Raw genomic sequence first — 13,416 nt, forward strand, 5'->3', positions numbered from 1 at the left:
TAGTAACTTCTTTTAATTAGTTTAGTCAGTTACAGTTAGACAACTCGCTGGTTGCAGTTGTGTATCTACTTAGATGGACAAGTGTAACTTGATGGTTGCACAACTGCAGTTCACTAATGAAAGCAATAGACGGAATTCTTGGATAATGGATTGATAAATAAAGTATTATATGCAAAATGCAGTTTTCTTTCGGAAAAAAGCAAAATCATCCTGTTCTTTTTTGTAAACTAATCTTTATTTTACTCTATTTTTAGGGTTAAATAGCTGATTTTTAGTTCTGCCACATTTTTATATTTCCCCCTATAATACTTAGAATAAATACAATAATGTGGCAGGTTATGGATTTATGATTTCTCTGGAATTATCCTTTTGCTTTCTTGATATACTCCGTAGGCAAACATCCGAAATACTTCTTGAAACTCGTAGCAAAGTAAGAAGGTGTATTGAAACCTACCATTGTGCTGACTTCTGCTATCGTGTAGCGACCATCTTTTAATAATTTGGCCGCTTCATTGAAACGGATCTTTCGTATAAAGTCAATAGTCGATTCGCCTGTAATAGCTTTCAATTTGAGATGTAGATTAGAACGGCTCATGTTCATTTCTCTGGCAAACTCGTCAGTAGAGAATTCAATATTATCCATATTTTTTTCTACAATGGCTACGGCACGTTTCAGTAAGGCTTCATCCATGGCGTTAAACGTAATCTTTTCCGGTTCCACTTCCAGAGATTTAGAATACCGTTCAAGCATACGTCTGCGGGTACGCATCATATTCTGTATCTTCGTAGTCAGGATAGCCAGCGAGAATGGTTTCGGGATATAATCATCCGCACCCATTTGCAGACCTTCCATCTGGTCTTTGACTTCGCTTTTAGCAGACAGGATAATCACGGGAATATGACAGGTACGGATATTTTGCTTCACATTCTTACATAATTTAATACCATCCATCACAGGCATCATGACATCAGTTACAATGATGTCAACTTCATTGTCTTTCAGTTTTTCCAAAGCTTCTTCACCATTCCCGGCTTCCAGCGTATTGAAAAGTTCGGCAAGTCCGCTACTAAGATAATGGCGGATTTCATTATTGTCCTCTACAATAAGAATAGTGCCACGCTTCTTGTCACCGGCTTCGATCGTTTCGCTTTCGATCTTTTCCGTATCAATGAAATACATTTCTTTCGAATTGGTGGAATATACCTGACCTTCCTCATTCAGACTGTCATTAGAAGCCAGTTCGGAGGACTTATAGGTATTTATGTCTTGTGGCAGATAAACAGAGAAAGTGCTGCCTTTGCCCTCTTCACTGTCCAATTCGATACGGCCATGGTGTAATTCTACCAGACGTTGTACCAATGAAAGACCGATACCACTTCCTACGTGCTCACTCTCTATCTGATAAAAACGTTCGAATATTTTTCCCTGTTTGTTGATAGGAATGCCGATGCCGGTGTCACTAACCTGCAGTACCAGCCAATTATTCTCCTCTTTCAATGTCACAGTGATGCTTTGACCGCTTTCCGTATATTTGAAAGCATTTGAAAGCAGGTTATTAACAATCAGTTCCAGATAATTAGGATCAAAAAGTTCCTCTTTATCTTCCAATTCAGAATGGAGAGTATAAGTAATCTTTTTGTGGCGTGCCAGTTTATCATAGAACAAGAAATTATCTTGTATTAGTTGATGCGCATTCTCTTTCTTAACTTTCAACTCGAAAACTCCCAATTCGGCTCGGCGATAATCCATCAGTTGGTTCACAAGATGTAGCAGACGATTAGCATTACGTTGGATATATTCCAGTTGATTACGAGTCCAACGGTCACTGATCTTATTGATTATTTCTTGTAAAGGAGCCAAGATAAGAGTCAACGGCGTACGAAGTTCATGGGAAATATTGATGAAGAAGCGCATCTTCATCTGGTTGATTTCTTCTTGATGCTCCTTGTCTTTGCGCTCGAGCTCCAGTTTTGCCTCCATGCTCTTCCGCATCCAGAAGAAGCGGAAGACGAAAGTGATAAAGCCGATAAAAACAGCAAGGAAAAGCATGATTGCCCACCAAGTCTTGTACCATATAGGGAGAACTATGATTTCCAACATTGTAGGTACGGTATTCCATTTTCCGTCACTATTAGCTGCTTTCACCAGAAAATGATAAGTACCTTGCGGCAAGTTGGAGTAGGAGACAGTACGTTTGTCTGTCAGATAATACCACTCTTTATCATATCCTTCCAATTTATAAGCGAAAGTATTGTGTTGACCTGAAATATAGTTGGATACCACAAATTCAATAGTGAAAGCTGTTTGCCATGATTTTAGCGTGATACTTTCTGTTTCATTGATATTCTTAGTCAGGATACCGGTTTCATCATCCGGACGGACTGTCTTGTTAAACAGTTGAAGTTTAGTGATAACTACCGGAGGAGTGTAAGGGTTGTCCAGTAGGAGTTCCGGGCGGAAAGTTGTGATACCGTTGATACCCCCGAAGTACATTTGCCCATTAGAGGTGCGGCAGAATGAAGAAGTATTAAACTGATTACTCTGCAACCCGTCGGATTCCGTAAAATTACGGAACTTCTCTGTCTCCGGATTGAAACAGGAGATACCGCGGTTGGTGCTTACCCAGAGACGCCCGAAGGTATCTTCCAGAATACCGTAGACCACATTATTGGGTAAACCGTTAGCTGTTGTATATCGTTTGATTTTCTTCTCTTTTTCATTAAAACTGTAGAAACCTTCACGCGTACCTACCCAAATGATGCCATTGGCAGCTTCATAAATGCAATTGGTAAACATCTTTGTTACAGATGATTCCGGAAGAATAGGAGCTTTTTCTATTTCGATCCCTTCCTGCTGAAAGACTGATATACCTTCTTCGCCACCGATCCAAAGACGTTTACGGGAATCTCTGAACAGGATTGTGATTCGTTGTGAAGTAAATGGCGTACCGTCTTTTTCTTTATCTATGGTGGTAAAGCTCCGTTTCTCCGGATTAAAACTAACCAGCGCACTTAAAGTTCCTAATAAAATACTACCCTCCTTGTCAGGAAGAATGGCATATACATTTTCATTGACCAACTGGCTATTCAGCTGATTAAAACTTTCCATTTGTCCACTGTTACGGTGGAGAACAGTCAGACCACCCGCATGTGTTCCTATATATACAAGTGATTTTTGTTCATCTACATATACGGCTTTGATATTGTTGGAACCAATACCGATTTCCCGTTCGTCTTCCTGTAGAATATAGTGTGTAAATTGTTGTGTCTTTGGGTTATATAGATTCAATCCACCATCATTCGTTCCTATCCATAAGTTCTTATTCTTATCTTCGGTAATGCAACTGACTACATTGTCACTTAAAGAATTCTTATATGGAATACGCTGAATATTCTTGAATCTGTTGCGGATCGGATGATAATAATTTAGTCCTCCGAAATATGTTCCAAGCCACATTCCGCCCTGCGAATCCATAAAGATACTGCGGACCGAACGCTGTGACAGACTCCCGCTTTCTACCGGACTGCTGCTATAAGAAACGAAAGAATCGTTTGCTTCATGATAAATGTTTAAATCATTGAATGTTCCTATCCATAGGCGATTTTGCGAATCTAGTGCCAGGGAACGGATATAATTGGAACTGATACTTTTAGGATTGGAAGAAGAATGATGATAAGCTTTTACTTTTTGCGTTTTCGGATTGAGTAGAAGTAGACCGGCTCCTTCGGTAGCTATCCAGATGCGGGTAGGGGATTGCTGTAAAATGGCCTGAATCTGTTTAGTTCCTGTTATCGGACTAATTTTCTCCAGTTTCTTTCGGGGAATGGAATAGCTGTAAAGCCCGTCAACAGGGGTACCGATATAGATAATATCACCATTCCGGTAAAGAGCAGAAGCCACTATCTTATGCATGGCTGTGCTAAAAGAATCATCAACGAATCGTGATTCTTTAATATCGAACATAGTCAGACCTTCCTGTGTACTTATAAGCAACTGCTCAGGCGAGATTTCTGCAATACCATTGATTTGCTGTTTCTTGCCTTTTTTCTCATAGAAGAAATTCCTGAACTTGTCTTTCTCTTCGTCATAATATGACAAACCATCCCGTGTACCGATCCAAACCCGTCCCTGACTGTCGGTCTTTACGATTCGGGAAATATCATTAGCGATACTGTTCGGATCATCTTCATTATGCTGATAAACTGTAAATGAATACCCATCGTACTTGTTTACTCCGTCATAAGTTGCGAACCACATATTGCCTCGTTGGTCCTGATCGATAGAGAATACGGTACTTTGTGACAATCCTTCATTAATAGAGATATAGGAGAAGTTGATTTGCTCCGGAATATCAGAAAAAGCATAATTAACCCCTGCACATAGAAAAAGTAGACAGATTGTTATTTTGTTAAGGCTGCTCATTATTAGTTCATAAGATTAATAATGGCATCAAAGATAGTGAAATCTTTGATATACCCCATGAATTGACCGGAAAACTATACAATCTTTCCGCCCCGCGTTAAATGTCTTTTTTCATAATGAGGTGATTCTCATTGTCGATACGTTGGTATGATATTTCGTTCATAATGCTTCGTATAAGGAATATTCCCAGCCCCCCGATTGGACGTTCCTCCAAAGAAAGCGTAACATCTACCTCGTCTACTTGTGTCGGATCAAAAGAGGCTCCTTTGTCCGTTAATAGGAAAACGAGTTGTTTTTCGCTGTAAGTTACTCTTAATAGGATGGTGTGTTGTTCTTGAGTCGGATAGGCATACATAATTATATTGGCTACGGCCTCTTCCAATGCCAGATTAATATTCATTGTCGTTTCAAATGACAAAGAAAGTTCCTCTCCCAGTTCTTCGATGAAACTGGCTAAAACTGAAATTTCATTTAAATCGTTTGAGATCTTTATTTCTCTTTCCATAATGATATGTGCTTAATTGTTTGTTGTCCCGGGTTCATATTGAATAAGTAAAATAGTCAAGTCATCGCTGGCTTCTGCTTCTTTGACATGCTCTGCTATAGAGTCCACTATACCATTAACAGTGGTGCGTACATCAGACGTGCTATTATCAGACAATGTTTTCAATAACTTTTCGTCTCCATATAGTTCTTTGTCTGTATTTTCAGCTTCTGTCACTCCATCGGTGTAGAGGAACAGTTTACTTCCTTTCTCCAATGTTGTTTCATCTTCGGTATAGGCAAATTCTTCAATGACACCGACAAATATCTGTGTTTTGAATTCAAGGAAAGAAACCTGTCCGTCCGGACGAATCAATATGGGAGGATTATGTCCGGCATTACACAGTTTCAGTTTACCTGTTTCCAAATCAAGGATTCCGACAATAAGCGTAACAAACATGTTGGATTCGTTATTATCAGAAATCGAGTTGTTCATATCCGTCACAATCTTAGCCGGCGAAAGTACCTGTTGTGACAAGGTGCGGAATAAACTACGGGTGATAGCCATAAATAGAGAGGCGGGCACTCCTTTCCCCGAAACATCTCCGATTAAAAAGTAGAGGTGATTGCCATCCATATAGAAATCATAAAGGTCTCCACCTACTTCTTTGGCGGGATGGAGTATAGCATGTAAATCTACATCATTGCGTTCGGGATAAGGAGGGAATATCTTAGGAAGCATCCCCATTTGAATTTCCCGTGCTATGGAAAGCTCGCTTTCAATCCGTTCTTTGCTGGCAGTGGTATCTCTTAGTTCACCTACGTAGGTAGATAAAGAGTGTTGCATGAAGACAAGTGAATCATGTAAATCCTTTATTTCATCTTTGGAATGTACTTCCGGCAGGATAACATCAAACCGTCCGGTCGCAATTTCCCGGGCTGATTCGGAGAATTTCTCCAGTGGACTGACAAGGCGTCGGATAATGCTGTATATGATTAGAAATAAAGCTATCATACCAACCATAAAGGTATAGATGATTTTCCGTGAGGTGTTATCCAATTCCTGAAGAATAATCTGGCTTGGACAAACAGTACATACCGACCATCCTATTTGAGGAATGGTTGTGTAAAATGCATACGAGTCGACTCCTTTATTATTGAAGCACATAGTTCCGGTATGTCCTGCCAGCATTTCGTGTCCGATCTGTTCCTGTGCTAGATTTTCTTTGGCGAAAGCTTCGGAGAATATCGTTTCATTCATGATCTTGCTTCGGTCCATGTGAGTCAGAAAGCTTCCGTTGCGGCTAATTAAATAGGTGTAGCTGGAAGGATAAGGCTTCAGTAGACTGATTGTATCAGTGAATTGTGTCAGGGATATATTGGCAGTGAAAACTGCATATAGTTCCCCTTTGCTGTCAAACAGAGGTTTGGCATAAGTACTCATGATGAAGTTTCCCCCTCCGTCGTCATAGTAAGGCTCACTCCAATAAGGTTGTTTAAGTAACTGGGGAATAAGATACCAATCCATGCATGGATAGTCATAATTCTGACTACCCAATACCTGATAGGTTATTTCTCCATTTATTTCATCCTTGAAAGAAGCATAAGGCATGAAATATTTCCCTTTTTCTTTGTAATAGTCGGGAACGAAAGCTATGCCGCTTCCGACGATGAACTGATTGTTTCTTACAACAGATTCTATAATATTGTGTAAAGAGTCCGGGTGATCAATATTCTTTTCCAAGACCCAGACAGATTGGTTGACAGTCGTCTCAACAGACAGTAGCTGACCGCTGATTTCTGTAGCAATGTTACTTAATAGTCCATGAGTGCGTTCGATTGCAAAGCCCGTTACTTTCTGTTGGCTATAATAATAAAATAACGCCATGATAGTAGCAAAGATAATTAACGTAAAAGATAGTACGTAGATACTTAGCCGGGTTGCAAAAGAATGGGAGAATGTGTATTTCATGAATGAATGTCTATTATTTTACAAAATTTTCATAACGGATATCATTGGAATTTTGAGTTTGATCCGGCAACAAAATACTTGTTGCCAGATTAAACTCTTCCCGGCTTAGCCGATAGGGACGTTGCCCGCTCTTCTTGTTTGTTTGTAACCTTAGTATCTCATCCAACATTTTACGTTGGTGATACCGGTTGGTTCCTATGTTGTGTTGATGCACTTGTTCCATTACGATGTCCAATGTTTGTTCGCGGTGTTCATTTGCCCATTCCCAGCCACGCATGCTGGCACGGGCTAATTTCTGTACTGCTTGAGGATATTTCTGATAGAATTCTCTGCTAACATAAAGTCCGTCCTCCGGCAGGTTATATCCATAATCCGAGAAATGCATGATATGAATTGAATCAGTCTTTACACCGGCTTCAATTAGTTGTAGAAACTCATTGTAACTTCCTACGAGACAAATATCCACAGCTTTTGATAGGAAAATGTTGACTCCCCCATTGAAACGTATCCATTCCACCTGCAGTTGATATTTGTTGGCTATTTGATCCAGTAGTTCTTGACTAAGATGATTCCATACCCCTATTTTCTTATGTTGCAAAGATGAAATACCCTTGAGTGGCGAACGACTGACAAGCATCAGACTGTTTTCCTGTGAGGTTTGCAAGATATTGACTACCTGTGCACCTGCAAAATATTCAGTCAGGGCATACGATAGGTTCATAACTACCGCTTGCGAATATCCTTTCTGCAGGAAAGAAAAAGAGCTTGCCGAAAGCGAAGGATGTACTACGTGTACGTCAAGTCCTTCTTCCTTGTAGAATCCTAGTTTGTCAGCTACGTAATAGCCTGCAAATTGTGCTTGTGCCGTCCATTTAGGTGTGAGGTTAATCGACTGCGCATTCACCGGTTCTGTCAGAAAGAACAGAGATAGCAAGATACAGCAAATAATAGATGCTTTTCTCATTATAAGTGGGATTAACGAATGATAAAAAGGCCGGAACAGCCTGTCATATCGAATATTTTCCGTATTTCCGGACGCATAGCTTCCAATACAAGTTGTCCGCTGTGTTGCTTTACACTTTTCTGGAGGGTTATCAGACTTCTTAAACCGGAACTGCTGATATATAGTAATCCTTCGCAGTTGATTATTATATTAGGATTCTGAATGCTTAGCAGAGGTTGGATGAGAGCATTGAATTCGTTCGTATTGGCAGTGTCCAATCGTCCTTCAACAGTGAGTATGATAACTTCCTCTATTTTACATAAGTTCGTTTTAAGAGTTGCTTCCGGTTTGAAATCCATGTCTATTTTTTTAGTCAGGATTAGTTCGTTTTGACTGTCCGTCGAATGATATTCTACTTTATCCATGGTGCGGCGAATCAGAAAGAGCCCCAAACCTTGTGTCAGTTGCTGTTCCAGAGATAGTGCATCTCCTGATGCTTCATTTTCAGATTTTGTGGGATCGAATGAAATACCATCGTCAATAATTTGGGCAATCAGTAGTCCGGGTGCCACGGAAGTTTTCAATATGATTTCACCTTTTTGATTTTGAGGGTAACCGTGATGGATAATATTGCTTATTGCTTCTTCAATAGCAAGATTGAGACTCATTGTAATGCCGGAAGGTAAATGTAATGATATGCCTAATTCTTCGATGAATTGGGCAATTATTGCAATTTCCTCTACCTGATTTTCGATAGTGATTTCCTTTTCCATATTCTTTAAGTAGCGCGTCATATTATAATTTATTCTTGTTTGGGGTGAATGCTGCCACAAAAGTATTAGTAAAGGTGAAAAGTCTGAAATATATTACCCCCAAATAGTTCCCATTTTAGCTAATCTCCCTATATTGGGACGCTTTTTGCAAGTGGGATGCTCCCGTTCTTTTCGCGAAAAGACTACTTTTGTCGCTCAAAACAAAAAAACATGGTAAACGTAATTGTTCTCTGCATTGAATTGTTGCTGGATATTGTGGGCTTGGTATTGGGAATACTTGTTTATTCACGTTCTTCAGACAATAATGGACTTACAAAAGCATGGGGAGTATTGGCTATCACTCTGTCCCTTCTTCTTTTGTGTGATAATCTGGAATGGATGTGGATTTTCAGTAGAGGAGGTGAGGAGACGATTCCGCGTTTTACTGAAGTTCCGATGAATCATCTTTCGATATGGCATATTGTCCGGGTGATTGTCTTTTTTCAATTCTTTTCTATTTTTCCTATAGCCTCATTGAAACCGGGATGGATGACTTTTTCAAGAGTCGTCAGTTTATGTATTCCTATTTTGCTGATCACATGTATAGCTTGTTGTTATGAGTTTTTCAACGGTCACTATACTACTCTAAAATCTTTTGCCTCCATTCGGGAGAATATTGGTGAACAGGATGTACGGGTAAGGCTGATGCTGTTTATAATCAGTGTAATTACTCCTTCCGTAAATTTCCTCTTTCCATATATGAGACGATGGATCCCAGTCCGACGTAAACAGAGTAAGGCAATGTCGATTTATATGATGTGTTTTGCTATCATCATGTCCGGCTATATTTGGCTGATGCTGGGTACTAGTGGATTATGCTTTAACGTGTTCGGTTATATTGTAATCCTTCCCGTCCTTTTTTTAAATATACTATATTTGCGTAATGAGAATCCGCTTTCTTTACCTCCCCAGCCTGTAGAAGAGCTGGAGATGGAAGAAATAGAAGCCATTCGGGAAATTGCAGTTTCACCTGTCGTTCTTGAACTATCCAATCAGATGCAAAGTCTTATGAAACATAGTAAATCGTTTACTAATCCTCTATATTCCTTACAGGATTTCTTGAATGATTTGAATACGAATGAAAACAGACTCAATAAGGCTCTTCATTATGATGGCTTTTCCGGTTTCAGAGATTATATTAATTTCTACCGTTTGCAGTATTTTAAAGAACAGGCACAGCTGAAAAAAGACCTTACAGTAAAGGAATTAATGTTTTTGAGCGGCTTTACCTCCCGTTCCAGTTTTTACCGTTATTTTGCGAGTGTGGAAAAAATGTCTCCCAGTGAATATATGGAGATGCTCAATAGAGAAAATTAATAAGGAGTGTGGGAAAAGAATCACCACAGATCATAGAATTAGCACGGATTTGATTGTAATTCAAAGATTATCAATGCAGAATCAATGTTTCTTTTATGTAATCTGTGGTGAAACTTGAAACTAACAGGTTATTTATTTAGCTAAATCTCCTATTTCGTCTAAATTCTTCTGAATATCATCATCAGTCAATGAATAGTTTACCAAGTCACCGGCCAAATACTTATCATAAGAAGCCATATCAATCAGGCCATGTCCGGAAAGATTAAACAGGATTACTTTTTCTTCTCCTGTCTCCTTGCATTTGTTGGCTTCGCGGATAGCCGCTGCAATAGCGTGGCTGGACTCTGGAGCCGGAATAATACCTTCAGACTGTGCAAACAGACAGCCTGCTTCGAAAGATTCCAATTGCTGTATATCTACTGCTTCCATCAGATTGTCCTTGAGCAACTGTGAAACGATGACACCTGCACCATGATAACGAAGACCACCGGCATGAATATGGGCCGGAGCAAAATTGTGTCCCAAGGTAAACATCGGTAGCAACGGAGTATATCCGGCTTCATCACCGAAGTCATACTGGAACTTACCACGTGTCAGTTTCGGGCAAGAAGCAGGTTCGGCAGCAACAAAACGAGTCTTTTTTCCTGCCTGTATCGTGTGACGCATGAATGGGAAAGAGATACCTCCGAAATTGGAACCACCTCCGAAACAACCGATTACGATATCCGGATATTCACCTGCCATTTCCATCTGTTTTTCAGCTTCCAGTCCGATAATAGTCTGGTGAAGAGTAACATGGCTAAGTACAGAACCGAGCGTATATTTACAGTTGGGAGTCATTTGTGCCAGTTCGATAGCTTCCGAAATAGCTGTTCCCAACGAACCCTGATAAGTGGGATGTTTAGTTAGAATATCCTTACCGGCACGGGTAGACATGGATGGAGAAGGGGTTACCTGTGCTCCGAAAGTCTGCATGATGCTGCGGCGGTATGGCTTTTGTTCATAACTGATCTTTACCTGATAAACTGCAGCTTCCAAACCGAAAACCTTAGCTGCATAAGAAAGAGCGGCTCCCCATTGTCCGGCACCGGTTTCAGTGGTGATGTTGGTCACCCCTTCTTCTTTGCAATAATAAGCCTGTGCCAATGCAGAGTTCAACTTATGTGAACCGATAGGGCTGACACTCTCATTCTTAAAATAGATATGAGCCGGAGTACCGAGTGCTTTTTCCAATCCGTAAGCACGAACTAGCGGAGTACTGCGATAGTATTTATACATTTCGCGCACTTCTTCCGGTATTTCGATCCATGCATCGGTCTGATTCAGTTCCTGATGACACAGTTCCTTAGCGAAAATCGGATACAAGTCTTCCGCTTTCAGTGGTTGTTTGGTTCCCGGATGTAACGGAGGCATAGGTTTGTTTACCATATCAGCCTGAATGTTGTACCAGTAGTGTGGAATTTCTTCTTCGGGTAAAATATACCGTTTTCTTTTTTCACTCATAATATTGTAGTTTTTTAGTTTCTTGTTGCCAAAAGTACTCAAATTTTTAATATTCAGAAAATTTTGTCAACAAAGAATCGGTTCTAATTGTTATTTTACTTAAGTTTGCACGACCCTGTTAAAAAAGATGATATGAAGATTTATCATAAGTTTTTATTGTATCAGAATAAACTGCTAAAACCCTATGTACGTATCTTGTTAGGACTGGTAGAAGCACTCACCTATCTGGCATCTCTGTTGTTGATTGTCGGAGTAGTATATGAACACGGCTTTCCCTTATCCATAGATGAAGTGGCGAATTTGCAGACATTGTATAAAACAGTCTGGATCATCTTTCTGATTGATGTAACTTTACATATCTCACTGGAATACCGGAATACTAAAAAACAATACCGGCGATTGGCCTGGATATTAAGCGGATTGTTATATCTCACTCTAATACCCGTCATTTTTCACCGTCCGGAAGAAGAAGGAGCTATTTTGCAGATTTGGGAATTCTTGCATGGGAAGTTTTATCATCTCCTGTTACTATTAGTCCTTTCCTTCCTCAACTTGTCCAATGGGCTAGTGCGCCTGTTGGGACGGCGTACCAATCCGTCCTTGATATTGGCAGTCAGTTTTATGGCTATTATCCTGATTGGAGCAGGCTTGTTGATGCTTCCGCGCTGCACGGTGAATGGCATTACTTGGGTGGACTCTTTATTTACGGCTACCAGTGCCGTATGTGTTACAGGGTTGGTTCCGGTAGATGTATCTACAACATTCACCACTTCCGGATTAGTTGTCATAATTCTATTGATTCAGATCGGCGGATTAGGAGTGATGACATTAACCAGCTTCTTTGCCATGTTCTTCATGGGGAACACTTCCATTTACAATCAGCTCGTTGTGCGTGATATGGTTAGTTCCAATTCGTTAGGCTCATTACTGTCTACCTTACTATATATATTAGGTTTTACTTTAGTGATTGAAGGGATTGGCATGGCCTCGATTTGGTTTAGTATTCACGGTACGTTGGGAATGACTTTGGAAGGGGAGTTAGGTTTTGCTGCTTTCCATTCTATATCAGCTTTTTGTAATGCAGGCTTTTCTACACTTTCCGGTAATTTAGGGAATCCGATGGTGATGACCAATCATAATGGACTGTTTATTTCTGTTTCTTTACTGATAATCTTCGGGGGGATCGGCTTCCCCATTCTTGTCAATTTCAAGGATATTGTATTGTATCACCTGCGTCGTTTCTGGAAATTGGTCTGTACACGCAAACTGGATCGTCACAAAATGCAGCATCTCTATAACCTGAATACGAAAATTGTGTTAATCATGACTTTCCTGCTTTTATTAATCGGTACATTAGCTATTGCTGCTTTTGAGTGGAATGCTTCCTTTGCCGGTATGCCTTTGGCAGACAAATGGACTCAAGCCTTCTTTAATGCCACTTGTCCGCGAACAGCCGGTTTCAGTAGTGTCGATCTGGCATCGTTGAGCGTGCAGACTTTATTGGTTTATCTATTCTTGATGTGGGTTGGCGGTGGTTCACAATCTACGGCAGGTGGTGTGAAAGTGAATGCTTTTGCGGTCGTGGTTCTGAATCTTGTAGCCGTATTGCGTGGTACTGAACGGGTAGAAGTGTTCGGCAGGGAATTGTCTTACGATTCAATCCGGCGTTCCAACGCAACAGTAGTCATGTCATTGGGAGTGTTATTCATCTTTATTTTCACATTGAGCATACTCGAACCGGGTGTTTCCATCATGGCATTGACTTTCGAATGTGTCTCTGCACTTAGTACTGTGGGATCCAGTCTGAATCTGACCCCTCATTTGTGTGATGCCAGTAAGTTGTTGGTATCCTTGTTGATGTTTATCGGACGTGTGGGATTGATAACATTGATGTTGGGAATTGTAAAACAGAAAAAGAATACAAAATACCGTTATCCGAGTGATAACATTATAATAAACTAAA

Annotated in this window: 8 protein-coding genes; 2 read left to right on the forward strand and 6 right to left on the reverse strand. The window is 40.2% G+C overall.

What is annotated here, in order from left to right; all coding sequences use genetic code 11:
* Positions 1-361: 361 nt before the first annotated feature.
* The 5 genes from NXV01_RS12380 to NXV01_RS12400 all read right to left on the reverse strand — a co-directional run bounded on the left by NXV01_RS12380 (position 362) and on the right by NXV01_RS12400 (position 8,594).
* On the reverse strand, positions 362-4,423 hold the full coding sequence (locus NXV01_RS12380; protein WP_259022579.1) for a two-component regulator propeller domain-containing protein: 4,062 nt from the start codon (positions 4,421-4,423) through the stop codon (positions 362-364).
* A 97-nt stretch (positions 4,424-4,520) separates the two neighbouring features.
* On the reverse strand, positions 4,521-4,928 hold the full coding sequence (locus NXV01_RS12385; protein WP_004325354.1) for an ATP-binding protein: 408 nt from the start codon (positions 4,926-4,928) through the stop codon (positions 4,521-4,523).
* A gap of 12 nt (positions 4,929-4,940) precedes the next feature.
* Complete coding sequence (locus NXV01_RS12390; RefSeq protein WP_259022580.1) at positions 4,941-6,878, reverse strand: SpoIIE family protein phosphatase; 1,938 nt, start codon at positions 6,876-6,878, stop codon at positions 4,941-4,943.
* Between the two features lie 13 nt (positions 6,879-6,891).
* On the reverse strand, positions 6,892-7,842 hold the full coding sequence (locus NXV01_RS12395; RefSeq protein ID WP_217722947.1) for an ABC transporter substrate-binding protein: 951 nt from the start codon (positions 7,840-7,842) through the stop codon (positions 6,892-6,894).
* 11 nt (positions 7,843-7,853) lie between these two features.
* Positions 7,854-8,594 (reverse strand): anti-sigma factor antagonist, encoded by a 741-nt coding sequence (locus NXV01_RS12400; RefSeq protein WP_229128671.1) that lies wholly within the window; start codon positions 8,592-8,594, stop codon positions 7,854-7,856.
* A gap of 210 nt (positions 8,595-8,804) precedes the next feature.
* Here NXV01_RS12400 and NXV01_RS12405 point away from each other — a divergent pair, with 210 nt between their 5' ends.
* Positions 8,805-9,950: a helix-turn-helix domain-containing protein gene (locus tag NXV01_RS12405; RefSeq protein ID WP_148367970.1), complete on the forward strand. Its 1,146-nt coding sequence runs from the start codon at positions 8,805-8,807 to the stop codon at positions 9,948-9,950.
* Between the two features lie 132 nt (positions 9,951-10,082).
* Here NXV01_RS12405 and NXV01_RS12410 read toward each other — a convergent pair whose 3' ends face one another.
* Positions 10,083-11,453 carry a TrpB-like pyridoxal phosphate-dependent enzyme gene (locus tag NXV01_RS12410; RefSeq protein WP_195650169.1) on the reverse strand — a complete coding sequence of 457 codons (1,371 nt, stop codon included), beginning with the start codon at positions 11,451-11,453 and terminating at the stop codon, positions 10,083-10,085.
* Positions 11,454-11,585: 132 nt separating this feature from the next.
* Between NXV01_RS12410 and NXV01_RS12415 the strand changes: the two genes are divergently transcribed.
* Entirely contained in the window at positions 11,586-13,415 is a 1,830-nt protein-coding gene (locus NXV01_RS12415; protein WP_148367968.1) for a TrkH family potassium uptake protein, read from the forward strand.
* Position 13,416 lies beyond the last annotated feature (1 nt).

The sequence above is a fragment of the Bacteroides sp. BFG-606 genome (assembly GCF_024788145.1).
Lineage (GTDB): Bacteria > Bacteroidota > Bacteroidia > Bacteroidales > Bacteroidaceae > Bacteroides > Bacteroides vicugnae.

Excerpts from the sequence above, each read along its gene's own strand:
- NXV01_RS12380 (WP_259022579.1), bottom strand. The coding sequence starts at position 4,423 with ATGAGCAGCCTTAACAAAATAACAATCTGTCTACTTTTTCTATGTGCA.
- NXV01_RS12395 (WP_217722947.1), bottom strand. The coding sequence starts at position 7,842 with ATGAGAAAAGCATCTATTATTTGCTGTATCTTGCTATCTCTGTTCTTT.
- NXV01_RS12390 (WP_259022580.1), bottom strand. The coding sequence starts at position 6,878 with ATGAAATACACATTCTCCCATTCTTTTGCAACCCGGCTAAGTATCTAC.
- NXV01_RS12405 (WP_148367970.1), top strand. The coding sequence starts at position 8,805 with ATGGTAAACGTAATTGTTCTCTGCATTGAATTGTTGCTGGATATTGTG.
- NXV01_RS12415 (WP_148367968.1), top strand. The coding sequence starts at position 11,586 with ATGAAGATTTATCATAAGTTTTTATTGTATCAGAATAAACTGCTAAAA.
- NXV01_RS12410 (WP_195650169.1), bottom strand. The coding sequence starts at position 11,453 with ATGAGTGAAAAAAGAAAACGGTATATTTTACCCGAAGAAGAAATTCCA.
- NXV01_RS12385 (WP_004325354.1), bottom strand. The coding sequence starts at position 4,928 with ATGGAAAGAGAAATAAAGATCTCAAACGATTTAAATGAAATTTCAGTT.
- NXV01_RS12400 (WP_229128671.1), bottom strand. The coding sequence starts at position 8,594 with ATGGAAAAGGAAATCACTATCGAAAATCAGGTAGAGGAAATTGCAATA.